Annotated in this window: 20 protein-coding genes; 11 read left to right on the forward strand and 9 right to left on the reverse strand. The window is 65.7% G+C overall.

Going from position 1 to position 25,394, the window contains the following annotated elements; all coding sequences use genetic code 11:
- Positions 1-30 precede the first annotated feature (30 nt).
- The 4 genes from mmsB to ACFSM0_RS08840 form a co-directional block, all read right to left on the reverse strand.
- Positions 31-903, reverse strand: coding sequence for a 3-hydroxyisobutyrate dehydrogenase (gene mmsB / locus ACFSM0_RS08825; RefSeq protein ID WP_377389433.1), 873 nt, complete (start codon positions 901-903; stop codon positions 31-33).
- 30 nt (positions 904-933) lie between these two features.
- The gene (locus ACFSM0_RS08830; RefSeq protein WP_377389435.1) at positions 934-1,977 is read right to left on the reverse strand and encodes an enoyl-CoA hydratase/isomerase family protein; all 1,044 of its coding nucleotides are present in this window, start codon (positions 1,975-1,977) and stop codon (positions 934-936) included.
- Positions 1,977-3,122, reverse strand: coding sequence for an acyl-CoA dehydrogenase family protein (locus ACFSM0_RS08835; RefSeq protein WP_377389437.1), 1,146 nt, complete (start codon positions 3,120-3,122; stop codon positions 1,977-1,979). The genes ACFSM0_RS08830 and ACFSM0_RS08835 overlap by 1 nt, the downstream gene beginning before the upstream one ends.
- Before the next feature lie 193 nt (positions 3,123-3,315).
- Positions 3,316-4,815: a CoA-acylating methylmalonate-semialdehyde dehydrogenase gene (locus ACFSM0_RS08840; protein WP_377389439.1), complete on the reverse strand. Its 1,500-nt coding sequence runs from the start codon at positions 4,813-4,815 to the stop codon at positions 3,316-3,318.
- A gap of 127 nt (positions 4,816-4,942) precedes the next feature.
- On the opposite strand from ACFSM0_RS08840, the gene ACFSM0_RS08845 reads away from it, so the two are divergent.
- The gene (locus ACFSM0_RS08845; protein ID WP_377389441.1) at positions 4,943-5,881 is read left to right on the forward strand and encodes a LysR family transcriptional regulator; all 939 of its coding nucleotides are present in this window, start codon (positions 4,943-4,945) and stop codon (positions 5,879-5,881) included.
- Positions 5,882-5,976: 95 nt separating this feature from the next.
- A complete protein-coding gene (coaD, locus tag ACFSM0_RS08850) occupies positions 5,977-6,471 on the forward strand; it encodes a pantetheine-phosphate adenylyltransferase (protein ID WP_377389443.1) in 495 nt (164 codons plus the stop codon).
- Positions 6,472-6,495: 24 nt separating this feature from the next.
- On the opposite strand, the gene ACFSM0_RS08855 is transcribed toward coaD, so the two are convergent.
- From ACFSM0_RS08855 to ACFSM0_RS08865, 3 genes are all read right to left on the reverse strand, one after another.
- Positions 6,496-7,440, reverse strand: a complete 945-nt coding sequence (locus ACFSM0_RS08855; RefSeq protein ID WP_377389445.1) for a phosphoadenosine phosphosulfate reductase — start codon at positions 7,438-7,440, stop codon at positions 6,496-6,498.
- Between the two features lie 198 nt (positions 7,441-7,638).
- On the reverse strand, positions 7,639-8,691 hold the full coding sequence (locus tag ACFSM0_RS08860) for a glycosyltransferase family 2 protein (RefSeq protein WP_377389447.1): 1,053 nt from the start codon (positions 8,689-8,691) through the stop codon (positions 7,639-7,641).
- 26 nt (positions 8,692-8,717) lie between these two features.
- On the reverse strand, positions 8,718-11,066 hold the full coding sequence (locus ACFSM0_RS08865) for a glycosyltransferase family 2 protein (protein ID WP_377389449.1): 2,349 nt from the start codon (positions 11,064-11,066) through the stop codon (positions 8,718-8,720).
- 147 nt (positions 11,067-11,213) lie between these two features.
- On the opposite strand from ACFSM0_RS08865, the gene ACFSM0_RS08870 reads away from it, so the two are divergent.
- From ACFSM0_RS08870 to ACFSM0_RS08890, 5 genes are all read left to right on the forward strand, one after another.
- Complete coding sequence (locus ACFSM0_RS08870) at positions 11,214-12,080, forward strand: glycosyltransferase family 32 protein (protein ID WP_377389451.1); 867 nt, start codon at positions 11,214-11,216, stop codon at positions 12,078-12,080.
- Positions 12,077-13,465 (forward strand): hypothetical protein, encoded by a 1,389-nt coding sequence (locus ACFSM0_RS08875; RefSeq protein WP_377389453.1) that lies wholly within the window; start codon positions 12,077-12,079, stop codon positions 13,463-13,465. The genes ACFSM0_RS08870 and ACFSM0_RS08875 overlap by 4 nt, the downstream gene beginning before the upstream one ends.
- A gap of 106 nt (positions 13,466-13,571) precedes the next feature.
- On the forward strand, positions 13,572-14,699 hold the full coding sequence (gene prfB, locus ACFSM0_RS08880; RefSeq protein WP_377389455.1) for a peptide chain release factor 2: 1,128 nt from the start codon (positions 13,572-13,574) through the stop codon (positions 14,697-14,699).
- Between the two features lie 4 nt (positions 14,700-14,703).
- Positions 14,704-15,258, forward strand: coding sequence for a P-loop NTPase family protein (locus ACFSM0_RS08885; protein WP_377389457.1), 555 nt, complete (start codon positions 14,704-14,706; stop codon positions 15,256-15,258).
- Between the two features lie 164 nt (positions 15,259-15,422).
- The gene (locus tag ACFSM0_RS08890) at positions 15,423-16,151 is read left to right on the forward strand and encodes a type 1 glutamine amidotransferase (protein WP_377389459.1); all 729 of its coding nucleotides are present in this window, start codon (positions 15,423-15,425) and stop codon (positions 16,149-16,151) included.
- Here the strand turns inward: ACFSM0_RS08890 and ACFSM0_RS08895 are convergent, their stop codons facing one another.
- Positions 16,152-17,384 carry a PAS domain-containing protein gene (locus ACFSM0_RS08895; protein ID WP_377389461.1) on the reverse strand — a complete coding sequence of 411 codons (1,233 nt, stop codon included), beginning with the start codon at positions 17,382-17,384 and terminating at the stop codon, positions 16,152-16,154.
- 285 nt (positions 17,385-17,669) lie between these two features.
- On the opposite strand from ACFSM0_RS08895, the gene ACFSM0_RS08900 reads away from it, so the two are divergent.
- A complete protein-coding gene (locus ACFSM0_RS08900) occupies positions 17,670-20,111 on the forward strand; it encodes a hybrid sensor histidine kinase/response regulator (RefSeq protein WP_377389463.1) in 2,442 nt (813 codons plus the stop codon).
- Position 20,112: 1 nt separating this feature from the next.
- On the opposite strand, the gene dorR is transcribed toward ACFSM0_RS08900, so the two are convergent.
- Positions 20,113-20,811, reverse strand: coding sequence for a two-component system response regulator DorR (gene dorR / locus ACFSM0_RS08905; RefSeq protein WP_377389465.1), 699 nt, complete (start codon positions 20,809-20,811; stop codon positions 20,113-20,115).
- A gap of 262 nt (positions 20,812-21,073) precedes the next feature.
- On the opposite strand from dorR, the gene torC reads away from it, so the two are divergent.
- Genes torC through torA form a run of 3 tightly spaced genes read left to right on the forward strand, consistent with a single transcriptional unit; the run spans position 21,074 to position 25,337 of the window.
- Positions 21,074-22,249, forward strand: a complete 1,176-nt coding sequence (gene torC, locus ACFSM0_RS08910) for a pentaheme c-type cytochrome TorC (protein WP_377389467.1) — start codon at positions 21,074-21,076, stop codon at positions 22,247-22,249.
- Positions 22,246-22,869 carry a TorD/DmsD family molecular chaperone gene (locus tag ACFSM0_RS08915; RefSeq protein WP_377389469.1) on the forward strand — a complete coding sequence of 208 codons (624 nt, stop codon included), beginning with the start codon at positions 22,246-22,248 and terminating at the stop codon, positions 22,867-22,869. The genes torC and ACFSM0_RS08915 overlap by 4 nt, the downstream gene beginning before the upstream one ends.
- Positions 22,869-25,337, forward strand: coding sequence for a trimethylamine-N-oxide reductase TorA (gene torA, locus ACFSM0_RS08920; RefSeq protein WP_377389471.1), 2,469 nt, complete (start codon positions 22,869-22,871; stop codon positions 25,335-25,337). Before ACFSM0_RS08915 ends, torA begins: the two co-directional genes overlap by 1 nt.
- The last annotated feature ends 57 nt before the right edge of the window (positions 25,338-25,394 follow it).

Genomic DNA, 25,394 nt, shown 5'->3' on the forward strand with positions numbered 1-25,394 from the left:
TGACGGCATGGGCGGCGCCTTGCCAAAAGCTTAGCCGCGGGAGCGCTTTTCAAACCGTGGCAGCATCGCCGAGAAATCCATGCCGCGCCCGTTTTCCTGTTCGACGAACTGCGCATAGAGCGCTGCCGCCGCGGCCCCCATGGGCGTATCGGCATCAACCGCTTCTGCCGCCTGCTGGCTCAGCCGCAGATCCTTGAGCATCAGCTCTGCGGCAAAGCCGGGCTTGTAGTCATTGTCGGCGGGGCTCTTCGGCCCGACCCCGGGCGCCGGGCAATAGGCGTTCATGGTCCAGGAATAACCCGAGGAGGTGGAGACCACATCGAACATCTTCGCCCGGTCGAGGCCGAGCTTGTCGGCAAGCGCAAAGGCCTCGCAGGTGGCGATCATGGTGACGCCAAGGATCATGTTGTTGCAGATCTTGGCGGCCTGACCGGCCCCGGCGGCGCCGCAATGCACGGCCTTTTGCCCCATGATCGCAAAGAGCGGCTCGACCGTGGCAAAGGCGGTCTCGGGGCCGCCCACCATGAAGGTGAGCGTGCCCGCCGTGGCGCCGCCAACGCCGCCCGAGACCGGCGCATCGAGTGCCGCAAGCCCGGCGGCGGCGGCGTGCTCGGCCACCGCGCGCGCGCTTTCCACATCGACCGTGGAGCAGTCGCAGAGCACTGCGCCCGGAGCCATTGCCGGGATCACCTCGCCCGCCACCGCGCGCAGGATCGCGCCATTGGGCAGCATGGTGATGACCACGGCGGCGCCCGCGGCGGCCTCGGGGGCGGAGGCGGCTTTGCGCACGCCTTCGGGGCAGGGGGCGGCGAGATCGAAGCCCGCCACCTCATGGCCCGCCTTTGCCAAATTGGCCGCCATCGGCGCGCCCATGTTGCCAAGCCCGATAAAACCGATTTTCATGTGTCCTCCCAGAACGTTGTGACGCGTCTTTCAGGCGTCGAAAGCAATCTCCGTGCCGCGCGGCAGCGGCGCGAGCAGCGCCGTTACCAAGGCTTCGGGCAGGGTTTCGAGGCTGTGGCGCCAGCGCGGCATCCGGTCCTTGTCGATGATCTGCGCGCGCACGCCCTCAAGAAATTCGGCCTGTTCCACCGCGCGATAGGTGAAGCGGAACTCATTGCTCAGCGCCTCGCGGATATTTGGCGTGGCGCGCGTCATCCGCACCAGCCGCAGCGTGCATTCCTCGCTCAGCGCGGAATTGCGCTTGAGCGTGGCCAGCGTTTCGGCGGCGAATTTCGTTGGCAGCGCGGCGAGTTTGGTGACGATGGCCGCAATGTCCTTGCCGCCGAAGATCGTCTCGATCTCGGGGCGGCGATCTGCCAGAAACCCCTTGGCCTCGGGGTGAAAGCCGCGCGGGATCACCGAGGCCTCGCCGGTTGCAACGAGCTGGGCAATCACTTCGGGCCAGCGCGGCTCGGGCAGGAAAATATCGGCAAAGCCCGCGTAAAGCGCATCGGCGGCGCCGATCCGCCCGCCCGTCGTGCCAAGGTATTCGCCCACCCGCCCCGGAGCGCGCGCCAAAATGAGCGAGCCGCCCACGTCGGGGATGAGGCCGATCCCGGTTTCGGGCATGGCGATCTGCGTGCTCTCGCCAATCACGCGGTGGCTCGCATGGCCGCCCACGCCAACGCCACCGCCCATCACGAAGCCCTGCATGAAGGCGACGATGGGCTTGGGATATTCGGCGACCTTTGCGTTCATCCGGTATTCGGCGCGCCAGAACGCGCGGCCCAGCTCATAATCTCCCGCGCGCCCGGCGTGGTAGACGGCGGCAATGTCGCCGCCCGCGCAAAAGGCGCGCTCGCCCGCCGCGTCGATCACCACCAGCGCGACCTCCGGGTCATGGCGCCAGGCGTCAAGCGCCGCTTCAATCACCGCTGCCATGCTCTCGTCGAGCGCATTGAGCGCTTGCGGCCGATTGAAGGTGAGCCGCCCGGCGCGGCCCTCTTTGCGCGCGATCATCCAGTCATCTTGCATCAATTCCGCTCCGCCAGAACTGCGCGGCCAATGATCAGCCGCATGATTTCATTGGTGCCTTCGAGAATTTGGTGCACGCGCAGATCGCGCAGGATCTTCTCGATGCCGTAATCGGCAAGGTAGCCGTAACCACCATGCAGTTGCAGGCATTGATTGGCCACATCGAAAGCGGCATCGGTCACGTAAAGCTTTGCCATGGCGCAGAATTTTGTGGCGTCCGGCGCGGCTTGGTCGAGCTTCCAGGCGGCCTGGCGCAAAAAGATCCGGGCCGATTGCAGCTTCACCTCCATCTCGGCAAGGCGGAACTGCAGCGCTTGGAACTGGTCGAGCGGCTGGCCAAAGGCCTTGCGCTCGCCCATATAGGCGAGGGTCGCATTCATCGCCGCCTGCGCCCCGCCAAGCGCCGAGGCGGCAATATTGAGCCGCCCGCCGTCGAGCCCGGCCATCGCATAGCTGAACCCGCGCCCCGGCGCGCCAACAAGGTTCTTTGCGGGAATGATGCAATCATCAAATTGCACCTGCGCGGTTGGCTGGGCGCGCCAGCCCATCTTGTCTTCCTTGGCGCCAAAGCTGAGCCCGGGCGTGCCCGCCTCCACGATCACCGTCGAGATCCCCTTCGGCCCGGGCGCGCCAGTGCGCACCATGGTGATATAGGCGTCCGAATAGCCGCCCCCCGAGATGAAGGCCTTGGTGCCGTTGAGCTTCCAGCCCTCGGGCACCGCCTCTGCACGGGTGCGCAGGGCCGCCGCATCCGAGCCCGAGCCCGGTTCGGTGAGGCAATAGGAGAACACCGTCTCCATCGTGCAGAGCTTCGGCAGGAAGCGGTCCTTGAGGTCGGGCGTGCCGAATTTTTCGATCATGCCGCCGCACATGTTGTGGATCGAGAGGAAGGCGCTCACCGAGGGGCAGGCCATCGCGAGCGCTTCAAAGACGAGCGTGGCATCGAGCCGGCTCAGCGCCGATCCGCCATGCTCTTCCGAGACATAAAGCCCGCCAAGCCCGAGCGCGGCGACCTTGGCCCACAGCGCACGCGGGATCGTTCCTGCCGCTTCCCAGGCGCGCGCGTGGGGCGCGATCTCTTCCTGCCCGAAGGCTTGGGCCATCTCGAAAATGGCCCGGCTCTCCTCGCTCAGCGCGAAATCCATGCTCCCCTCCCAAAGTGCCTGAATTGAACGTCTGTTTAGTTGCCAATCGTTACAGCAGTTTTGCAAGGGGAGAGGAGGGGGCGCTGCCCCCTCTTCGCGCAAGCGCGAATTCACCCCCGGGATATTTGCGGCAAGATGAAAGACGGCTCTTTCAGCCTGCCGCAAACACTTTTGCCGAAAGGCGCGCGGCGCTTCAGTCGAGCGCCTTGAAGTTCAGCGCCACACCGTCCTTGATGCCGGAGAACCAGCGCGCGGTGACGGTCTTGGTCTTGGTGTAAAAGCGCAGCGCATCGGGGCCATATTGGTTGAGATCGCCAAAGGCCGATTTTTTCCAGCCGCCGAAAGTGTAGTAGGACAGCGGCACCGGGATCGGGAAGTTGATCCCCACCATGCCCACATTCACCCGCGCCGCAAAATCGCGCGCGGTGTCGCCGTCGGCGGTGAAGATCGCGGTGCCGTTGCCGTATTCATTGTCGATGATCAGGTTCAGCGCGTCTTCGTAGCTCTCCTGCCGCACCACGCTCAGCACCGGGCCGAAGATCTCCTGTTTGTAGATCTCCATCTCCGGGGTCACTTCGTCAAAGAGCGTCGGGCCAACATAAAAGCCGCCTTCATAGCCCTGGATCTTGAGCCCGCGCCCGTCGACCACGAGCTTCGCGCCCGCCGCGACGCCCGAGTCGATCAGCCCCTCGATCCGCGCCTTCGCCTGTGCGGTGATCACCGGGCCAAAGTCGATGTCTGCGCCGCCCGTATAGGGGCCGACCTTCAGCTTTTCGATCTTCGGGATCAGCCGTTCGACCAACGCCTCGGCCGTGCCCTTGCCCACCGGAACGGCCACCGAGATCGCCATGCAGCGCTCGCCCGCCGCGCCAAAGCCCGCGCCCACGAGCGCGTCGGCGGCCTTGTCCATATCGGCATCGGGCATGATGATCATGTGGTTCTTCGCGCCGCCAAAGCATTGCGCGCGCTTGCCGTTCGAACAGGCCCGGCCATAGATATATTGTGCGATCGGCGTGGAGCCGACAAAGCCCACCGCCTGAATCGTCTCGTTGTCGAGGATCGCGTCAACCGCTTCCTTGTCGCCGTTCACCACCTGCAGCACGCCATCGGGCAGGCCCGCCTCCTGCGCGAGTTCGGCAAGCCGCAGCGAAGTCGAGGGGCAGCGCTCGGAGGGTTTAAGGATCATCGCATTGCCCGCGACAAGCGCCGGGCCCATCTTCCACAGCGGGATCATCGCCGGGAAGTTGAAGGGCGTGATGCCGGCCACAACGCCGAGCGGCTGGCGCATCGAATAAAGGTCGATGCCGGGGCCCGCGTCGCCGGTGTATTCGCCCTTCATCAGCGCGGGCGCGCCCATGCAGACCTCGATCACCTCAAGGCCGCGCTGCACGTCGCCGCGCCCGTCCGCGAGAACCTTGCCATGCTCGCGCGAGACGAGCTCGGCCAGCTCATCCATATGCGCATTGATCAGATCGCCGAATTTCATCATCACCCGCGCGCGGCGCTGCGGGTTCGTGGCGGCCCAGCCGGGCTGCGCCTTTGCCGCCGCGGCCACGGCGGCATCCAGCTCGGCGGTGGTGGCGAGCGCGACCTTGGCGATCACCTCACCCGTGGCCGGGTTCAGCACTTCGGTAAACCGCCCTGAGGTGCCCGCGACCATCTTGCCGTCGATCCAGTGGCCGATCTCTTTCATCGTTCTCTCCCTGAGTGAGCTGCCCCGCGGGGCGCATTTGAGCTGTTGCGCGCAGTTTAGCCTTGCGAAAATGCGCCATAAACAGGAAGTCTGGCAAAAGCGTTTTGCAAATCTGCAAAGGTTTCGGATGGACTGGGACGATCTGCGGGTGTTTCTGGCGGTGGCGCGGGCCGAGAGCCTGTCGGGCGCGGGGCGGGTGCTCAAATGCGATGCGGCCACGGTGGGGCGCCGCGTGGCCCGGCTGGAGGCGGCGATGGGCGCGGCGCTCTTTGCCAAGTCGCCACAAGGCTACACGCTCACCGAAGCCGGCGGGCGGCTTTTGCCCCATGCCGAGGCGGTGGAGGTGGCGATGACCGGGGCCGCCGAGGCGCTCGCCGGCCCGGATGGCTCGCTCACCGGGCAGCTTCGCATTGGCGCGCCCGATGGCTGCGCCAACTACCTTCTGCCGCAGGTTTGTGCCGAGATCTCGGATGCGCATCCGGGGCTTGAAATCCAGATCGTCGCGCTGCCGCGGGTGTTCAACCTCTCCAAGCGCGAGGCGGATATGGCGATTGCCGTCTCCCCGCCCTCGGCGGGGCGGCTCACGGTGCAGAAGCTTGTCGATTATCAGCTGCATCTGGCCGGGCATGAGGCCTATCTTGGCGCCCATCCGCCGATCCGCTCCCGTGCCGATCTCGCCGCCCACCGCATCGTTGGCTATATCCCCGACATGATCTTTGACAAGGAACTCGATTACCTTGCCGAGACGCGGGCGGAGCTGGTGCGGCTCGCCTCCAACTCGGTTTCGGTGCAGATGCAGATGCTGCGCGCGGGGGCAGGGCTTGGCATCGTGCATGATTTTGCGCTGCCCTTCACGCCGGGCGTGGTGCGGGTGCTGGCGCAGGACATCTGCCTGAGCCGCACTTTCTGGCTCATTCGCCATGCCGATGACCGCCGCTCCGCCCGGCTTGAGCGGCTTGCCGCCGCGCTGGGGCGGGGCATGCGCCGCGAAGTGGCCCGGCTCGAAGCCCTCGCCACCACCGGCGCCGTGGCGGCGAGCCCGACCCGGATCTCCGGGGCCGCATGACGCTGCGGCGCGGCGGCAGAGTGCTTGCAAATCGGGCGCGAATGCTGTTGCGTGCCCTCACCCGTTCGTGAACGCGGCGCAGGAGGAGGGCAACCATGCGCATCGGCCTTTACCCCGGAACCTTTGACCCGGTAACGCTCGGCCATACCGATATTATTCAGCGCGCCTTGGCGCTTGTCGACCGGCTGGTGATCGGCGTGGCGATCAACCGCGACAAGGGGCCGCTTTTCTCGCTTGAGGAGCGGGTCGAGATGCTCAAGGCGGAATGCGCAGAGATCACCGCAAGATGCGGCGGCGAGATCGTCGTGCATCCGTTCGAGAACCTGCTGATTGATTGCGCGCGCGATGTGGGGGCGAGCGTGATCATTCGCGGCCTGCGCGCAGTGGCAGATTTTGAATACGAATTCCAGATGGTTGGCATGAACCGCGCGCTCGATGACAGGGTCGAGACGGTGTTCATGATGGCCGATGCGCGGCGTCAGGCTATTGCCTCGAAGCTCGTCAAGGAGATCGCACGACTGGGCGGCGATGTCTCCAAATTCGTGTCCCCCGCGGTTGAGGCGCGGCTCAAGGCGCGGTTCCGGGGCTGAGCCCCGGAGTGCGCGGGGCCGGGCTCAGGCGCGCTCGCGCCGCCGCGGCAGCGGCTCGGGCAGGCTCAGCCCCTCGGCATCGAGTTGCGCCTCCAGCACATTGAGCCGGTTGCGGAACCGCGGCCCGCCGATCCGGCGCACCACGTTGCGGCACAAGATCGCCTCAAGCCAGGGCCGCCCGGCGCTGCCAAGCTTGTTGGAGAGGTTGCGCAGATAGCGCACGGTGGCGCGGCGGGCGCGGTAAAGGCGCCAGAATTCCGCCACATCGAGCGCCCCCGCACAGGCTTGGGAGAGCATCGGTTCGAGCACATCCATCTCGGCAAGCACCGCCGCGACGGCGCCGCCAAGGCCGCGGCAGGGCAGCAGCGCCACCTGCGGGCGCGCCATCAGCGCGGCATGCATCGCATCGAGCTTCTGGTTCGGGTCATAGATCACAAAGCCCTGCGCGCAGGCGTCGAGCATGTCGGGGGCGTAGCCGTAGCGCCTGGTGAAATCGAGCCGCCGTTTGTGGCGGAAGCGGTCATCCCAGCCGGCGCGGCGCGCCTCCAATGTGGCCTGCGGCGCGATCATCACCACCGTCGCGCCGGGGGCCGCAACAGAAAAGGCAGCGGCGGCATAGCCGCAAGAGCCCACGCCGTAAAACACCACGCGGTCGAAATCGTCAAAGAAGGCCTCGTCGACGAGCCGGTCGAAATAGGCATAAACCGCCGGATCGCGGAACCAGCTTTCGTCATCGGCAATCAGCGTCAGGCTGGAATGCTCGGCGGCCTCGGTCAGGGTGAAGCCAAAGGGGAGTTGCTCGTCCGAGCCCGCGCGGATGCTCGCCCGGGTCTCGAACGTGACCAGAAGCACCGGGCCGCGGTCGGCAAAGAGCGCGGCATGGTGCGCGCCAAGCGGCTCATGATAGCCCTCCATCTCGCCGAGTTCTTCGAGCCGCGCCCGCCAGGCGCTGTCGTCGAGATCATGCATCACCGTTTGCCTTGTCCTTCACCGTGCCGCCGCGAGCGGCTTCATCGCCGCGCGTCAGACTGCCCCCACAGAGTTAACGTAGCACTCACGGCGGCCAACGCAAATCCGCGAAAGGCAAAGAAATGCATGCGATTGTAAGCAGTTCGGCTTCGGTCAGGGGCGCGGGCGCCAATTGTTTCCGCGCCCGCGCCGATCGGCTCAGTCGGGCGGGCCGCGGCGCCCGGCGGCGGCAAGACCAAGCGCGCGCATCCGCGCGGCGAGCGGGGGCGGCAGCGGGCGCGAGGGGGGGGTGAGCATCAAGCGGCCGAAAAGCGCGCGGAAGGGCTCTTCCAGCATAAGCTCGCAGAGCCGGGTCTGGCGCCAGATCACCGCGGCGCGGTGCAGCCGGTCAATCTCGGGGTCGGCCCGCAGCTCAGCCATTCCCGCCGCGGTCGGGGCGGCATAGCGTGTGATGGTGCGATCTTCCTCGATGCAGAAATTGCGCTCGACCCAATAGCTGATGTCGAAGGTCGAGGCCTCCCGGTTGGCCCGGCCACGGTCGCATTTGAGCACATAGGATTGCATCGCCCCCAAGGCGTAATGGTTGAGCTGCACAAGGCGCCACGGATTTTCGCCCAAGGGGGTAAAAAGCCCCTGTTTGCGGAAGCGTTCGGGCAGCGCGCGCCCCGCGCCATCAACCCAGCGCGTGCCCGCCATCCGCGCCTCGACCGGCGCGCGCGGGCGATGCACGCCAAGCTTGCGATAGGCGCCGGTGTTGCGAAAGAGCGTCTTGATCAGGCTCGCGCGCCACGGCCAGAGCATGCCGGGCGGGGCGGCCCGGGGGAATTGTTCCGTCACCGGGCGGTCGACGTAATCGACCACGCCGCAATTGCCGAACATCCGCCACGTCAGCGCAATCGCATCGGCCTCGGGGAGCGCGGCGAGCAGCGCGCCCAGCGTGCCGTCGCCCACATGAATATTGACGAATTCGTCAATATCGCACACGAGCACCCAATCGGCGGCGGCAAAGAGTGGATGGCGCTCGGCGGTTTTCAGCGCGGCCCATTGCGGCCCCTCGGGCCAGGGGCCGGGGTTGCGCAGATGGGTGAGGTGCCCGAGGCGTTCGAGCCGGTCGAGCATCGCATCGGTGCCATCGGTGCAATCGTTGGAAAAGACCAGAAAATCCGTGAAGCCCACGGCGCGGTGATGGGCCAGCCATTCGATCAGGAAGGCGGCCTCGTTCTTGACGGTCAGAACCGCGAGCGCCCGCATCGCTCAGGCCTCGCGCAGGAGCGGCCTCAATGCTCTGCCTCCCCTTCATGGGTGACGGTGAAGAAGAAATCGGGCGGCAGATCGCGCAGGTGCAGGTCTTCGGGCACCACGCCGGGCCCGGCATTGAACACCGCCGAGCCAAAGTGGTGCAGCATCCGCGAGAGCGTCTCGAACCGCTCCGAGCAGAGCTCACCGTAGAATTTCTCGTAATTCTCGGTGGCGCGCAGCTCGGCAATCTTGCTCCGATGCGCGGCAACCGAAAAGGCATGCGCGGCGCGGATCTCGGGGTCGGCCATCAGCCGGTCCCATTCGGCGCGGAGCCGTGGCAGCATGCGCTGGATCGAGCGCTCCTCGACCGCGTTATGGTTCATGCGGAACCAGTAGTTCAGCCCCTGATCGCGGTCGACATGGTTCACCCGGCCCCGGTCGCGCTTGACAAGGAAGCTTTCCGCCGAGCGCACGGCGTAATGGTTGAGCTGCACCCAGTCGTAGCCATAGGTCTCAAGCGTCGAGCGCCAGCCGTTGCGGAACATCTCTTTCGGCATCGGCTGGCCCGAGCCGTTGAGCCATTTCACCTGCTCCCAGAGATCGGGGATCAGCCCCTTGGGGCGGTGCACGCCGATCTTTTTGTAAATGTCGATGGTGCGGAAAAGGGTCTTGAAGCCCCAGGCCTGATGCGGCTTGCGCACGATTTCCGGCGCGCAGGTGGTGAACTGCTCGATCAGGAACTTGTCTTCATACTCATGCACATCGGCATTGCCAAAGAGCCGCCAGGTGAGCGAGATCATGTTCGCCTCGCCCATCGCGGCGTAAAGCGCCTTGAGCGTGCCATCGCCGATCTTGATGTCGATGAATTCGTCAACATCCATGCAGATCGCCCAGCCCGCCTGCTGGATCAGCGCCTCGCTTTCGGCGGCCTGGAGTGCCGCATGCTGGGGCGGCAGATCCATGGTGCGAAACGGGTTTTCGCGGTGCTGGCAGATCCCCTTGCGCTCCAGCAGGTCGAGCATCTCGTCGGTGCCATCGCTGCAATCGTTGGTATAGATCAGAAAATCCTCGACGCCGATGGCGCGGTGATAGGCGATCCATTCCATGATGAAGGGGCCTTCGTTCTTCATCGTGGTGACGATGCAGGTGCGCCCGGCATCCAGCGCGCGTTTGGGGGCGGGCTTGGGGGCCGAAACGGGCGGGCGGATCGGCTTCGCGCCCCAGACCTGCGTGGCAAGCTCCAAAAGCTGCGCATCCTCGATCAGCGAGGTCTTGGGAGCAAGCTCCGAGGCGGCCCGGCCCGGCACCCGCAGCCCCATCGCGCGCCAGAACGGAAACATGCTCTGCGGGTCGGGCTTGGCATAGGCCACGCGGATCGCCCGCCACGTGGCCTCCAGCCCCGCTTTTGCGGGCGCAACGCCCCAGCGCGCAATGCCGCGGCGGGCATCGAACTGGCGGCAGATATGGTCGGAAAACCGCTCGGGCTGGCCATTGCGCACCCGCCAGGGGTAGATCCGGCGGCCCACAAGCAGCACCACGCCCGATTGCGCCGCCACGCAGGCGTCAAAGGCCGAGGGGGCGCCATGCGGGCGGGGGCTGAGCAGGTCTGTCACATCAAGGGTGAGCACGGCGCGCGCCTGCGCGAGAAAGCGCCATTTCACCACCTCGAACACGAGGCCTTGCCCGAGCGGCGCGCGCCAGGGGTCGGGGGCGGGCACTTCCATCCGGTCCTTGCCCGGCGCATCGGGCGCGAGGAACGGATGGCTCTCGGGGCCAAGGCCGGGTTTGCCCAGCGGCAGGGGAGAGGTCAGCACGGCGACAGTCATGGAGAGTTCGCGTGCGTCCAGCCCTGCGGCGATGGCCTGTGCGAGATCCGCGCCGCGCAGCGCCGGGCTTTCGGGCGGGGCGCGGTCCAGCACCACCGCCGCGGTGGCGCCGTGGTAATCGTGATGCCACGAGAGCCAATCCACCACCGTCTCGGCGCTTTCCTCAAGCCGCTGGCCAAAAAGGCAGTTCTGCCCGGCAAAGACGGCATGGTCGGGCGCGGCGGCGCGGATCGCAACGATCTGGGCCTCGCTCCCCGCTGCGGGGGCACCCGGGTCCGGGGCAACCGGGGTGAGCGCGATCTGCAAGGGGCCCGCAAGCGGGGCGCGCGCCACCACCATCACGCCCCCCGAGACCTCACGGCGTTCCAGCACCTCAACGCAGCCCGCGGGCTGCTCGGGCACCTGACCGGCGCGCGCGGGATTGGCGAGAAAGAGCCGCAGCTTGCGGCAGGCCACGCCCTGCGCCGCCTCTTCCCAGACCAGCGCATCAAGCTGCGCGGGCGCGCCCGCTGCCGACCCGGCCATCTCGCGTGCGAAGATCGCGCCTTTCGCCTGTGCCATTCCGTCCTCTCGTTTCGGTCTTCCTAGCACAGCCCCGCCACAAGGCAAACGCGCGCGCGCTGCGAAAAGCCATTGGCAGCTCTCGAGCTTTCTGAATAGATGCGGGAAAAACGAGGCATTTGGCGAAGCATTGAGGAGAGGCGCGCCATGGCGCATGATTACCAGATCGCGGCGCTTTGGATCGGCGGCGCGCTGAGCTATCTCGAACAGCTTTGCCTGAAATCCTTCCTTGATGCGGGGCATCACGTGAAGCTCTATTCCTATGAGCCGATCGACAATGCCCCCGAAGGCTGCGAGATGGCCGATGCCAATGAGGTGCTCTCGCAGGACAATTTCCTGCGTCACGGCCGCACCAACAGCCCGGCGCTGCATTCGGATCTGTTTCGCTATCATCTGCTCGCCAAGAACGACCGCACGATCTGGGCGGATACCGATGCCTATTGCGTGAAACCCTTCGAGACCGCGACCGGGCATTTTTACGCCTGGGAGAGCGCCGAGGGGATCAACGGCGGCGTGCTGGGGCTGCCGCAAGACAGCGAAACCCTGCATGCGCTGCTCGCGTTCACCTCTGACGAATATGCGATCCCGAGCTGGTATGGCGAAGAGTATCAGCGCGAGCTTGAGGAAAAGAAAGCCGCCGGTGAGCCGGTTCATGCCGGCGAGATGCCTTGGGGGGTCTGGGGGCCGCATGCGATCACGCATTTCCTCAAAACCACCGGAGAGGTGCGCCACGCAATGCCGATCTGGACGCTTTACCCCTTCGAATATGCGGATCGCGCGCTCATGCTGCGCCCCGGTCATGATTGGAAACGCCACATCAAGCCGGATACCTATTCGATCCACTTCTACGGGCGGCGGATGCGGGGCCGCCTGATCGAGAAGTTTGACGGCGTGCCGCGGCCGCGCTCGCTGGTGGGGCAACTGCTCAAGAAGCACGGCATCGACCCCGCGCTTGCGCCGCTGAAAATGCCCGCCGGGGCCACGCCCGATCCCGAAGATACGGCGGAGGCATGACGGTGGCGCCGGAGCGGGCAGGAGAGAGTGCAGCGCTCACCGCATTGGCGGGGGAGGCGCGGGCAAGCTCGGTGGCCGATCTGGGCGGCGGCGCGCTTGATCTGGTGCTCGCCGCGCATGATCTGTGGGATTGTGATATCACGCTGATCGACATGGCGCCAAACGGCAGTTGGCCTGCGACCCCCTCGGGCTGGGTGGCGCCTTACCGCGCCGCGCTTGAGGCGGCGGGGGTGGACCCGTCGCGGCTGCGCGAGCTGCGCTCCGAGCGCGATCTGCGCCCGGTCGATCTGCTCTTCAACCTTGCGGGCTGGGGAGACAGCCACAAGGTCAAGCACCTTGCCCCGGTGCTGGCGCAGGCGCTTCATGCCGAAAGCCGGATGATCGTCGATATCCGCAAGGGCTCGGGGAGCTTTCCGTTCCTCAAAGAGCGCGGCGAGACGGAAATCCTTGCCGAACTTCCGCCGCGGGACGGCAAGCCGGGCCATCGGGTGCGCTTTACCCCCGCGCCGCCCGCGCCCGAGGCAAATGACGACTGGGCCGGGATCGCACGCGCGCTGGCGGGCCCGGAGGGGTTTTACACCGCCAATGCGCGGCACAGCTTCCTCTATATTCCGCGCGGCAAAACGCTCGTCGTCACCTTTGACAACCTCGACATTGCCATGGGCAAGCGCGAAGACCGCCGCCCCTGGGGCTTTGACTTCATCGAAAAGCAGGGCTGGTCGATGCTGGGCGTGATGGCGGGCGGCTGGACATGGTATCGCGACCCCTGGGTGAGCGACGAATTTGACCGGCTGGCCGCGCAAGGCTTTTTTGCGCAGTTCGAACGCGTGGTGTTTTACGGCGCCTCGATGGGGGGCTATGCCGCCTGCGCCTTCTCGGGGGCCTGCCCGGGGGCCGATGTGGTGGCGATCTCGCCGCAATCGACGGTGGATCGCGCCGTCGTCCCGTTTGAAACGCGCTACAAGGTGGTGTGGGACGCCGATTTCTCGGGCAAATACGGCGATGCGGCCAGGGTTTCAGGGGCCGCGCGGCGGATCGTGCTGCTTTACGACCCTTATGAGCCGCTCGACGCGGGCCATGCCAACCGCTTCACCGCCCCCAATGTGATGAAGCTGCGGGCGCCGCTTCTGGGCCACCGGCTCGGCTCCTCGCTCAACCAGATGGGGGTTTTGAGCCCGATCATCCTTGCGGCCCTCGCGGGCACGCTCACCGAGGCGGAGTTTTACCGCCGCCTGCGGGCGCGGCGCGATTTTCCCCGTTATCAGCGCGAGCTTTTCGAGCGTGCTCTCAAGAAGGGGCATCTGAAACTCGCCCGGCGATTCGGCGCCTGGGTGCTCAAACGCGGCGACAACCGCGCGATCCGGCTCGCATTGCAAAAGCTCTAGGCGCTGGCCGCACGCTTGCGCCCGGCTGCGCGCTTTGGCGCCTGCGCCCCTCTTGCTCCAACCGGCGTCGGGCTGTAGAGAAACCCGAACCCAAGGAGGAGCTTTCATGCGCGCCGAGATGATCAATATCGTTGACGCGATCAGCAAGTCGCTGAAACTGCTCGCTCAGCGGATGGATCTTGAGACGGCGCCGCACCGGCTTGAGGAATTCAACGCGCTGATCGAGGATGGCGATCTGTGGTCCGACCCGGCGCGGGCGCAAAAGCTGATGCGCGAGCGCCAGATGCTGATGGACAAGCTCGAAACCTACCGGTTGATCGACCGGGACTTGACCGACAATGTCGAGCTGATCGAACTCGGCGAGATGGAAGAAGACCCCGAGATCATCGCCGAGGCGGAAAAGAGCCTGCGCGCGCTGAAGGAAACGGCCGCCGCGAAAGAGCTGGAAGCCCTGCTTGACGGCGAGGCGGACGGCAACGACACCTTCCTTGAGATCAACGCGGGCGCGGGCGGCACCGAAAGCTGCGACTGGGCCTCGATGCTGGCGCGGATGTATACGCGCTGGGCCGAAAAGAAAGGCTACACCGTTGAATTGCAATCGGAAACGGCGGGCGACGAGGCGGGCATACGCTCCGTGGCCTACAAGATTTCCGGCCCGAATGCCTATGGTTGGCTGAAATCGGAATCGGGCGTGCACCGGCTTGTGCGGATCTCGCCCTACGATTCGGCGGCGCGGCGGCATACTTCCTTCAGCTCGGTCTGGGTCTATCCGGTGGTGGACGACAATATCGAGATCGACATTCCGGCGTCGGACATCCGCATCGACACCTACCGCTCCTCGGGCGCGGGCGGCCAGCACGTCAACACCACCGACTCGGCGGTGCGGATCACCCACTTGCCGACCAATATCGTGGTGACGAGCTCGATGAAATCGCAGCACCAGAACCGCGAGGCGGCTATGATCGCGCTGCGCGCGCGGCTCTATCAGCTTGAACTCGACAAGCGCAATGCCGCGATCAACGCCCAGCACGAGGCGAAGGGCGATGCCGGCTGGGGCAACCAGATCCGCTCCTACGTGCTGCAGCCCTACCAGATGGTGAAGGATCTGCGCACAGGCTACGAGACATCGGATACCCAGGGCGTGCTCGATGGCGATATCGACGCCTTCATGGCGGCGACGCTGGCGATGGATGTGGCGGGGAAATCGCGCGCGGATGCTCAGGGCGACAACTGAGGGAATGCCGGCGCGGGTCTATATCACCGGCGCCGCGGGAACGGGAACCTCCACCGTCGGGCGGGCGGTGGCGGAGGCGCTGTGTGTGCCCTATCTCGACACCGACGATTTCTACTGGGCGCCGACCGAGCCGCCGTTCACCACCAAGCGCCCGGTTGAGGAGCGGCTCGCGCTGATTGCCGCGGCGCAGCTTGGTCAGGGGGAAACGGGCGGCTGGGTGCTTGCGGGCTCCGCCGATGGCTGGGGCGATACCGCGATTGAGGGCACCGATCTGATCGTGTTTCTGACCGCGCCCGCCCCGGTGCGGCTGGCCCGGATCCGCCGCCGCGAGGCCGCACGCTGGGGCGAGCGGATCAAGGTCGGGGGCGATATGGCGGTCTCCCATGCGCAGTTTCTGAAATGGGCGGCGGGCTATGATGACCCCTATTTCTCCGGCCGCTCGCTCGCGCGCCATCGCGCCTGGCTTGAGGGGCGCACCGAGCCGGTGCTTGCGCTCAACGGCACCGCGCCGCTTGAGGCGCTGGTTTCTCAGGTGCTCGCGGCCTGCCCCGGGCGCTGAGCCTGCTGCGACCGGTCCGGCCCGGACGGCGGCGGGGGCTGGCAAGCTTTTTGCGTCCTGCCCCCGAGCCCCGCGCCGAGAGGCTGGACAGGGCGGGTGTTTCGTTATGTAGTCTCCCCAAATAGCGCCTTGCGCGCGGCGGCGTTCATCGCTTTGGAGGCTTCATGGAAATTCTTGTCTTTCAGCATCTTGCGGTTGAACATCCCGGCAGCCTCGCGGATCTGTGGCGCGCGGCGGGGCATCGGCTGACCACGGTCGAACTTGATGAAGGGGCGGAGATTCCGCCGCTTGAGGGCTTTGATCTGATGGTGGCGATGGGCGGGCCGCAGGATCTGTGGCTGAAGGACGAGCTGCCCTGGATGCGGGCCGAACTCGCGGCCATCACGCGCTGGGTGCGCGATCTGGACCGGCCCTATCTTGGCATTTGTCTCGGGCATCAATTGCTTGCAGAGGCGCTCGGCGGCCGGGTCGCGCCGATGGCGGCGCCCGAGGTCGGGCTGTGCGCGGTGCGGCGCACCGCAGCGGGGGCGGATGACCCGCTGATGAAGGCGCTGTCGGAGCGGGCGCAAACCTTCCAGTGGCATGGGGCCGAGATCGTGGATCTGCCGCCCGGCGCGGTGGTTCTGGCCGAAAATGACGCCTGCGCCACCCAGGCGATCCGCTGCGGGCGGCACGCCTGGGGCTTCCAGTTCCATGTCGAGATCACCGAGACGACAGTGACCGACTGGCAGGCAATTCCGGCCTATGCGGCAAGCCTGCGCGCCGCGCTCGGGTCTGAGCGCGCGGCCACGCTCGCCGCGGAAGTTGCGCCGCATCTGCCTGCGTTTCGCGCCAGCGTGGCCCGGCTCGACGCCGCACTCGGCGCGGCGCTCGCGCCGGTGTCTGCCCCCTGATCAGGCCGCGGGCCGGGCGAGATTGCCCGCCATCGCGCTGCCGATCTCATCGGAAAGCTTCAAGATCGCCTCAAGCCGGGCGCGGATCTCGCCATGGAACATGTCGAGCTGGTCGATCGTGGCGCCGAGCCCGCCCGCATCGCGCAGCCGCCCGCTCTCGACCCGACCGAGCACGCGGATCGTTTCAAGCCCGAGCATCTGGCGGCGAATCTCATTGCTTGAGCGGCCAAGCACGGTGGCATGCTCAAGCGCACGCATCATCGCGCTGCGCAGATGCTCTTCTCCGGCCTCGGCAAGCTGGCGCAGCCGGATGCCCTCGCTTTCATAATCGAGCCCGGGCACCGGCGCGGAATGCTCGAACTGGTCGCGCATCTCCGCCACGGCCCGGTTCGCGCCCATCAAGAACAGCGCCCGCGAGGATTCGCGCGCGACCAGATCACACAGATTGTCGCGTCCGGTCACGAAGCGACGCAGTTTGTCCGAGATGCCGTTGGCCGAGGCACGGTAGTTCTCCGAGATCGCCGAGACCGGCCCGCCCGAGGGCTCCAGCCGGGAGGCGACGAGCCGCATGTTGTTGGGCACTGATTGCAGCGCCTCGAAGCTGCCCAGAAGCCGGCGTTGCTCCACGGCGACCCGGTCGAGCGCGGTCGAGATCTCCAGAAGCCGCCCCGTATCGGCATCCGCAGGGCGGCCCAGCCGGGTGTCGCGGGACGAAAGCTCCTGCCCGAGCGCATGGGCCATGAACCGGCTGTAATTTGCAAAGCCGAGGTTCGCAAGTGCCGCCTCCAGCGCCTCGGCGCCGCCCTTCGGATCCAGTTCTCCGGCCTTTTCGCGCGCGCAAACCTTGCTGTAAACCTCGCGCACCTGCGCAAAGAGCGGCGTGGTCGGTTTCACCCGGATCGACAGGAATCCCCCCTCGACCGGCAGGATCACGGCAAACACCCAGTAGAAGGCGCCCGAACGGGTGCGATTCTTGACATAGGCGCCAATCGGCTCTCCCCGGCCAAGGGTTTGCCACATAAGCCAGAAAACACCGCGCGGTGTATCGGCATGGCGCACGATTCGATGCGGCGCGCCCACAAGCTCATTCCAGTCGTAGCCAGAAACCCGGCAGAACACATCGTTGCCGGACTGGATCACGCCGCGGCCGTCCGTGCGTGAGAAGAACAGATCTTGTAAGTTGAAATCCGCCTCGTGCTCGGTGGTGGTCGTCGATCCTTGCAAACCCGTCATGATGCCCTCAAAGGTGTTTTGCAAACTCTAGGCGGCGTCCGTTACCAAGAGATTGATTAACAAGCCGAGACGAAGTATTATTCTTGTGACGTGCTGCCGCAGGCAAGATTGTCCCGCGGCACCGGGCGCGGGGGTTGATGTCGATCAAGGACGTTCCGGCCGTCCGGCGCGACACTTCCGCACCGGCGCAGCAAGACCGCAGAAAGACCGGCGAGGCCCGGATGCCGGGCGCTGGTGCCTCGCAGGCGGAGCCATGCGTTTCGCCACAGCCTTGGGATACCCCGCATGCTCTCCGAAAATCAGACCCAGTTCACCCGTCGCGCCGCGGCGATGCCTGACCCTGCGGCGGGGCTTGCGGCATTGTGCGAGGCGCTCGCTCAGGACGTGAACCGGTTGACGGCGCTGCGGCTCGATGCTGCGCGCGAGCGCCCCTTCAACCCGCATGTCTCGACATTGCCCGAAGCCTGGCGCGCCTCGATTGTGGAACTCAACGGTGCGATCAGCGCCATGGTGATGGCGCAGGGCGAACAGCTCTTCGATCATGAAGATGAGATCGGCACGGACCCGGCGGCGATTTACGGGCTTGCCGTCACGCGGCGGCATGGGCTGCGCGGCGTCACGCTCGGCATGTTTTTGGGCAATTTCAAAATCTATCGCGACACCTATCTGAAATGGGCCGCGGCGCGGGCGGGGCGGGCGGAGCAGCGTGCGCTCTGGGCCGAGGTGTTGCGCGGCTTTTTTGACCGCGCCGAAATCGCGATCTGCACCGGCTGGGGCAAGGAGGTCGTCAATATCGACCGCGGTCGGCTGTTTGCCGAAAATCAGCGGCTGATGAACGAGAAGAACAAATATCTCACGATTTTCGAGAGCATCCACAATCCGGTGGTGCTGATTGATCCCGAGGGGCGGGTCGAAAACATGAATTTCGCCGCCGCGCGGCTCTTTTCCGAGGATGCGATGCCGGGGGCGACCTATTACGGCAGCGGCGCGCGGAGGCCCTTTGCGGCGCTGTTCGGTTTTGCGCTTGAAGAGCTGACGGGAGAGGCGCCCGAGCGCGAGATTGTCACCTGTGCCGGGCGGCGGCGCTTTGCCATTTCCACGCAGGAAATGCTGGATGTGAGTCGCAAGTTTCTCGGCAGGGTGGTGAGCCTGACGGATGTGACCGAGCAGCACCGCGCCCAGCAGGAGGCCGAAGCGCTGGCGCGGGCCAAGACCGATTTTCTCGCCACGATGAGCCATGAGATCCGCACGCCGATCCATTCCATCGGCGGGGTGGTGGAGCTGATGCGGCAGGGCGCGCTTGACCCGGTGCAGGCCGATTATCTGGAGGCGATCGGGCGCTCGGCCCGGGTGATGAGTTCCATCGTTTCCGAGATCCTTGATTATTCGCGCATCGAGGCGGGCGGGCTCGCGCTTGAGGCGGTGCCCTTCCCGCTCGAGCAGCTTCTGGACGACGTGCGGCAGGTGATCGAACCGCTCGTTGCGCGCAAGCCTGCGGTGCGGCTGATCCGGGCGCCTTATGACCGGCTGCCCTGTCTTGTCGGCGATCCGGGCAAGCTGCGGCAGATCCTGATCAACCTCGTTGGCAATGCGGTCAAGTTTACCGATGCCGGGGTGGTGATGGTGCAGATCGAGCGGCTGGCGGAGACCGAGGCCGGGCTGCGGCTGCGGTTTTCGGTGCGCGATACCGGGCCGGGCATCGCCCCCGAACGGCTGGAAGAGATCTTCAAGCCCTTTACGCAATCGGATGGCTCGATCGAGCGCAAGCATGGTGGCACCGGGCTCGGCCTTGCGATCTCGCGCCGCCTTGCGGCGCTGATGGAGGCGGAGCTTGGCGTCGAGAGCACGCCGGGGGAGGGGAGCTGCTTCACGCTGGAGCTCACGCTGGGCCGGGCCGTCGAGGTGGGCAGCGGGTGCGGCACGAGCGCGGCGGCAGAGCTGCCGCGCCGCGCCTTGCAGTTTCTCATCGTCGAGGATGATGCGGTCAACCGGCTCGTTGCGGGCGGGTTGCTGCGGCAGGCCGGGCACCGGGTGCAGATCATGCCCTCCGGCGAGGCGGCGTTGCAGGCGGTGGCCACGCAGGCCTTCGACCTTGTGCTGACAGATCTCAATCTGCCTGATCTGTCGGGGTTTGAGCTGGCGCGGACGATCCGGGCCCATGTCGATCCTGCCGTGGCGGCGCTGCCGATCGTGGCGATGTCGGCGCATGGCCCCGCGGTTGACCCGGCGGCGCTTGAAGCGGCCGGGATCAATGGCTTTCTCGCCAAACCGTTCCAGTTCGCGCGGCTTGAGGCGGTGGTGCAACGGGTCACCGGCGTGGCCGCGCCGCGCCCGCTTTCCGGGCAACGCCCCGGGCCTGCGCCCCGCGCCGATGCGGGCGGGCTCGTCGATCTGGGGGTGCTGCGCGAGCATCGCGCGGCGTTGGGGGCGGGGCCGGCCGAGCAGATCGTGACCACGTTCGTGACGGCGGCGCAGACCACGGCAAACGAGCTGGATCTGGCCGCGCAAACCGGTGAGTGGCGCGCGGCGGGGCTGATCGCGCACCGGCTCAAGGGGGCGGCGCGCCATGTCGGGTTGAACGCGCTCGCCGAAGAGGCCGAGCGGGTCGAGCGCCGTGCCGGGCAGGGGGCGAAAGCCTATGCGCCGATCGCCGATCTGGCGCTGTCGTGCCGTGCGGCGGTGGGGCTTGTCGAGGCGCTCTGGGCACAGCTTGAGGCAGAGGCCTGAGTCAGGCCGAGAACACGTAGCCGAGTCCGTGCACCGTCACGATCATCCGCGGCTTTGCCGGATCGGGCTCGATCTTGCGCCGCACGCGGCGCACCAGCACGTCGATGGTGCGGTCAAAGGTTTCATGCCCGCGCCGGCTCACATGGGTCATCAACAGATCGCGCGTCAGCACTTGGCCGGGATGGGTGACGAAGGTTGCGAGCAGTTCGAACTCGGCACGCGTCATCTTGACCGGGGCGCCTTGCGGGTTGGTGAGCGTCCAATGCGCGATGTCGAGCGTCCAGCCCTCGAATTGTTTTGTCGCCTGGTCGGCCTTGACGCTGCGCGCCGCGGTCACCCGGCGCGCAAGGTTTTTCGTCCGGGGCAGGATCTCGCGCATGTTGTAAGGCTTGGTGACGTAATCGTCGGCGCCGAGTTCCAGCGCCACGATCCGGTCCACCTCCTCGCGCCGCGAGGTGACCATGATCACCCCCACCTCGGACTGGCGACGCAATTCGCGCAAGAGCGAAAGCCCGTCTTCGCCGGGCAGGTTGATGTCGAGCAAGATCACATCCACATCGCCCGCCGCGAAGATCCGCCGCATTACCTCGCCGTCCTCGGCTTCGCTGACACGGTGGTTCTCTTTTGCCAGATAGGCCGCCAGTGTCTGCCGTCCGACCGGGTCGTCTTCGACGATGAGAATGTGATAGGCGGTCTTCATGGCGCAGATCCTTTGGCGCTGTCATCGCGCCCAAGGCCGCCTCTGGCAATGAAAAAGCGCTATTTTTGCGAATTTATTCCAGCGTTTAACATCCTGTTCACATAATTTTTCTTCGCATTAACAACCGACTGCAACGCGGTTCACAACGCGGCCCTAAACATCTTTGTGAACGAGGTCGGACCGCACCCCCGCGGACCCTAGGCGAATCGCCACGGATGCGCTGTGGCGAAAGACCTCCCGAACGGCATGACCGGAGGGACACGTGATCAGGAAATTATGGGCCGTGATGCGCCGCCCCAGCTCGCGCTGGGGGCTGGGCACGCTGGTGCTGGCCGGAGCGCTTGTGGGCGCGGTCGGCTGGAACGGTTTTCACTATGCGGTGGAACAAACGACCACGACCGGGTTCTGCCTCTCGTGCCACACGATGCAGCAGAACTTTGAGGAATACAAAACCACCGTCCATTATTCAAACACGATGGGCGTGCGCGCGGAGTGCCGCGATTGCCACTTTGCGCAATCGGGCTGGCGGCTCTACCGCGCCAAGGTTCTTGCCGCGCGCGATCTCTGGGGCGAGATCACCGGCTCGATCGACACGCCCGAGAAATTCGAGGCGCACCGGCTGGAAATGGCGGAACGGGTCTGGGCCGACATGAAGGAGAGTGACTCGATCGGCTGCCGCTCGTGCCACAGCTTCGAGGCGATGGATTTTGCGCATCAAACCAAACCCGATGCCGCAAACCAGATGCAAAAGGCGATGGTCGAGGGCGGCACCTGCATCGACTGCCACAAGGGCATTGCGCACCACCTGCCCGACATGTCCTCGGGCTACAAAAAACTGTTCGAGGAACTCGAGACGGCGGCGGGTGCGCTGCGCCCGAAACCGGGCGATACGGTCTATCCGTTGAAAACGCTTGAGGTTTATCTGGAGCAACCCTCGGGCGACGGCGGAAAATCCTCGGGCAAGGTGCTTGCGGCCACGCCGATGAAAGTGGAGGCGGCGAAGGGCGACTGGCTGCAGGTCTCGGTTGAGGGATGGCAGCAGGAAGGCGCCGAGCGCATGCTTTATGCCGCGCAGGGCCAGCGTATCTTCAACCTCGCGCTGACGCCGGCGGCGCTCGCATCTGTGGTGCCGGGCACGAGCATGGTCGACCCGGACACCGAACAGACCTGGACTGACGCGACGATCTCCGTCTGGGTCAGGAACGCCGATCTGACCGACAGTCTGGACAAGGTCTGGTCTTACGCCGGTTCGATGTTCAACGCCGCTTGCGGCACCTGCCATGCGCTGCCGCAGACCGGGCATTTCCTCGCCAACCAATGGATTGGCACGCTCAATGCGATGAAGCCGAAATCGCCCTTGGATGAGGAACAATTCCGGCTGGTGCAAAAATACGTGCAGATGCATGCCAAGGACATGGGCGGGGAGGAACACGAATGACCGCGCTCTCGCCCATCCCTGCGGCGCTGATCGACCGCGCGCTTCTCTGGCACTGGCTTGCGGATCTGTTCCTTGCCCCGCCCGGCCCTGCACAGTTGCAGGCGCTGCGCGGCAGCGCCGGCGTGGAATGGCGCGCCGCCCTTGCTGCGGAGCCTGATTTTAGGAATGCGATCAAACAGATAGATTGCGTTCTTGATGCGGGGGATGCGGCAGATCTGGGCTCAACGCTCACCATTGCCTTCAACCGGATGTTCCTTGGCCTTGGCGGCAAACGCACGCTCTCGCCCTGTGAATCGGCCTGGGTCGGCACGCGGCGGCTCTATCAGGCGCCGGTGAGCGAGATCGCGGCGCTGTTGCGGGTGTGTGATCTCACGCTGGCCGAAGACTGCAGCGAGCCCGCCGATCACCTGGCCGTGGAACTGATGCTGCTCGCCCATCTTGAGGCCTCTGGCGATCCACGCGCCGAAGACCTGGTCGCCCGGCTGGCAAGCTGGACGCCCGAATTGCTGACCGCCGTCAAAGCGGTCGATTCCACCGGCTTCTGGGCTGGCGCGGCGGATCTGCTTTCTGCCGCACTCGCCCGCTCCCTAAACCGCAAACCGGAAGAAAGGACAGTCTGATGACGAAGATTTCCGGAAACGACCTGCGCGCAGAGCTCTCGCGCCGCGCCTTTCTGAGCTACTCGGTCGCCGCAGGGGCCCTGGGCCTCTTTGGCCCCTCGCTTCTTGCCAAGGGCGCGCGCGCGGCCGAGGCCAATGGCGCTGTGATGTCGGGCTCCCACTGGGGCGTGTTCACGGCGCAGGTCGAGGATGGTCGCGCCACCGCTTTCGTGCCTTGGGAAAAGGATCCCCATCCGTCGGCGGCGCTCGAAGGGGTGCTCGATTCAATCTATTCGCCGAGCCGGATCAAATACCCGATGGTGCGCCGCGAATACCTTGAAAAAGGCATCGAGGCGGATCGCTCCACCCGCGGCAACGGCGATTTTGTGCGCGTGAGCTGGGATCAGGCGCTGGACCTCATCGCCAAGGAAATCCAGCGTGTCGAGGCGACCTACGGGCCGCAGGCCGTGTTCGGCGGCTCTTACGGCTGGAAAAGCTCGGGCCGGCTGCACAATTGCACCACGCTGCTGCGCCGGATGCTCAACCTTGCGGGCGGCTTCGTGAACGGGGCGGGGGACTATTCGACCGGCGCCGCGCAGGTGATCATGCCCCATGTGATGGGCACGCTCGAAGTCTACGAGCAGCAGACCGCCTGGCCTGTGGTGGCCGAGAATACGGAGATCATGGTGTTCTGGGCCGCCGACCCGGTGAAGACACTGCAGATCAGCAACTCGATTGCCGATCACGGCGGTTATGCCGGGCTTGATGCGCTCAAGGCCAAGGGGACCAAGGTGATCGTGATCGACCCGGTGCGCTCGGCGACTGTCGATTTCTTCGATGCCGAGCATATTCGGCCGAAACCGCAGACCGATGTGGCGATGATGCTGGGCATGGCGCATACGCTTTACAGCGAAGGCCTTTATGACAGCGACTTCATCGAGAATTACACTTCGGGCTTCGACAAGTTCCTGCCCTATCTGACGGGTGACGCCGACGGGGTGGCCAAAACCGCCGAATGGGCCGCGGAGATCTGCGGTGTTCCGGCCGAGACGATCAAGGATCTGGCGCGGCGGCTGAAAGGATCGCGTTCGATGCTGGCCGCGGGCTGGTCGATGCAGCGCATGCATCACGGCGAACAGGCGCACTGGATGCTCGTCACGCTGGCCTCGATGATTGGCCAGATCGGCCTTCCGGGCGGCGGTTTCGGGCTTTCCTATCACTATGCGAGCGGTGGCGCGCCTGCGACCGACGGCCCGGCGCTTTCGGGCATCACCGATGGTGGCGCGGCCTCGGGTGGGCCGGAATGGCTGGCCACTGCCGGCGTCTCGGCGATCCCGGTGGCGCGTGTGGTCGAGATGCTCGAAAACCCCGGCGGGGAATTCGACTTCAACGGCAACCGCGCGAGCTATCCAGACATCCATCTGGCCTATTGGGTGGGCGGCAACCCCTTCACCCACCATCAAGACCGCAACCGGATGCTGAAGGCCTGGGAAAAACTCGACACCTTCATCGTGCACGACTTCCAGTGGACCGCCACCGCGCGCCATGCCGACATCATCTTGCCGGCGACGACGAGCTATGAACGCAACGACATCGAAACGATCGGGGATTATTCGAACCTCGGCATCCTCGCGATGAAACAGGTGGTCGCGCCGCTCTACGAGGCGAAGAACGACTACGATATCTTCGAGGCGATCAGCGACAAGCTCGGCAAGAAGGCGGCCTTCAACGAGGGCAAGGACGAGATGGGCTGGCTCCAGTCCCTCTACGAGGCCGCGGCGAAACAAGGCAAGGCGAAGGGCATCGAGATGCCCGATTTCGAGACCTTCTGGGCCGATGGCATCGTCGAGTTTCCGATCACCACGGGGGCGCAATATGTGCGCTATGCCGAGTTCCGGGAAGACCCGCTCCTCAATCCGCTCGGCACGCCGACCGGGCTGATCGAGATCTACTCGAAAAACATCGAGAAGATGGGCTATGACGATTGCCCGGCGCATCCGACCTGGATGGAACCGCTCGAACGGCTCGACGGGCCGGGGGCGAAATTCCCGCTCCATGTCGCCGCCTCGCACCCGTTCCACCGGCTGCACTCGCAGCTCAACGGCACGGTGCTGCGCGAGGGCTATGCGATCGCAGGCCACGAGCCCTGCCTGATGAACCCCGAAGATGCCGCCGCACGCGGCATTGCCGATGGCGATGTGGTGCGCGTCTACAACGATCGCGGCCAGATCCTCACCGGGGTCAAGGTCACCGATGCGGCGATGAAAGGGGTGATCCAGATCTACGAGGGCGGCTGGTATGACCCGCTTGATCCGGCGGAAAAAGGCACGCTCGACAAATACGGCGATGTGAACGTGCTCACCGCTGACATTCCCACCTCCAAACTCGGTCAGGGCAACTGCGGCCAGACCGTGATTGCCGAAGTGGAAAAATACACCGGCCCCGAGGTGACCGTGACCGTCTTCACGGCGCCTGCGGCGGCGGAATGAGCCTCCCCCGGAGGGGCCTTGGCCCCTCCGCAATACCGCACCGCGCCCTCCGGGGCG

Source organism: Rhodobacter lacus (assembly GCF_042683065.1).
GTDB classification, from domain to species: Bacteria; Pseudomonadota; Alphaproteobacteria; order Rhodobacterales; family Rhodobacteraceae; genus Rhodobacter; species Rhodobacter lacus.

Coding starts and splice junctions, on each gene's coding strand:
- dorR (WP_377389465.1), bottom strand. CDS start 20,811: ATGAAGACCGCCTATCACATTCTCATCGTCGAAGACGACCCGGTCGGA.
- ACFSM0_RS08860 (WP_377389447.1), bottom strand. CDS start 8,691: ATGCGGGCGCTCGCGGTTCTGACCGTCAAGAACGAGGCCGCCTTCCTG.
- ACFSM0_RS08830 (WP_377389435.1), bottom strand. CDS start 1,977: ATGCAAGATGACTGGATGATCGCGCGCAAAGAGGGCCGCGCCGGGCGG.
- ACFSM0_RS08900 (WP_377389463.1), top strand. CDS start 17,670: ATGCTCTCCGAAAATCAGACCCAGTTCACCCGTCGCGCCGCGGCGATG.
- mmsB (WP_377389433.1), bottom strand. CDS start 903: ATGAAAATCGGTTTTATCGGGCTTGGCAACATGGGCGCGCCGATGGCG.
- ACFSM0_RS08865 (WP_377389449.1), bottom strand. CDS start 11,066: ATGGCACAGGCGAAAGGCGCGATCTTCGCACGCGAGATGGCCGGGTCG.
- ACFSM0_RS08915 (WP_377389469.1), top strand. CDS start 22,246: ATGACCGCGCTCTCGCCCATCCCTGCGGCGCTGATCGACCGCGCGCTT.
- ACFSM0_RS08895 (WP_377389461.1), bottom strand. CDS start 17,384: ATGACGGGTTTGCAAGGATCGACGACCACCACCGAGCACGAGGCGGAT.
- ACFSM0_RS08855 (WP_377389445.1), bottom strand. CDS start 7,440: ATGCATGATCTCGACGACAGCGCCTGGCGGGCGCGGCTCGAAGAACTC.
- coaD (WP_377389443.1), top strand. CDS start 5,977: ATGCGCATCGGCCTTTACCCCGGAACCTTTGACCCGGTAACGCTCGGC.
- prfB (WP_377389455.1), top strand. CDS start 13,572: ATGCGCGCCGAGATGATCAATATCGTTGACGCGATCAGCAAGTCGCTG.
- ACFSM0_RS08835 (WP_377389437.1), bottom strand. CDS start 3,122: ATGGATTTCGCGCTGAGCGAGGAGAGCCGGGCCATTTTCGAGATGGCC.
- ACFSM0_RS08890 (WP_377389459.1), top strand. CDS start 15,423: ATGGAAATTCTTGTCTTTCAGCATCTTGCGGTTGAACATCCCGGCAGC.
- torA (WP_377389471.1), top strand. CDS start 22,869: ATGACGAAGATTTCCGGAAACGACCTGCGCGCAGAGCTCTCGCGCCGC.
- ACFSM0_RS08870 (WP_377389451.1), top strand. CDS start 11,214: ATGGCGCATGATTACCAGATCGCGGCGCTTTGGATCGGCGGCGCGCTG.
- ACFSM0_RS08875 (WP_377389453.1), top strand. CDS start 12,077: ATGACGGTGGCGCCGGAGCGGGCAGGAGAGAGTGCAGCGCTCACCGCA.
- ACFSM0_RS08845 (WP_377389441.1), top strand. CDS start 4,943: ATGGACTGGGACGATCTGCGGGTGTTTCTGGCGGTGGCGCGGGCCGAG.
- ACFSM0_RS08840 (WP_377389439.1), bottom strand. CDS start 4,815: ATGAAAGAGATCGGCCACTGGATCGACGGCAAGATGGTCGCGGGCACC.
- ACFSM0_RS08885 (WP_377389457.1), top strand. CDS start 14,704: ATGCCGGCGCGGGTCTATATCACCGGCGCCGCGGGAACGGGAACCTCC.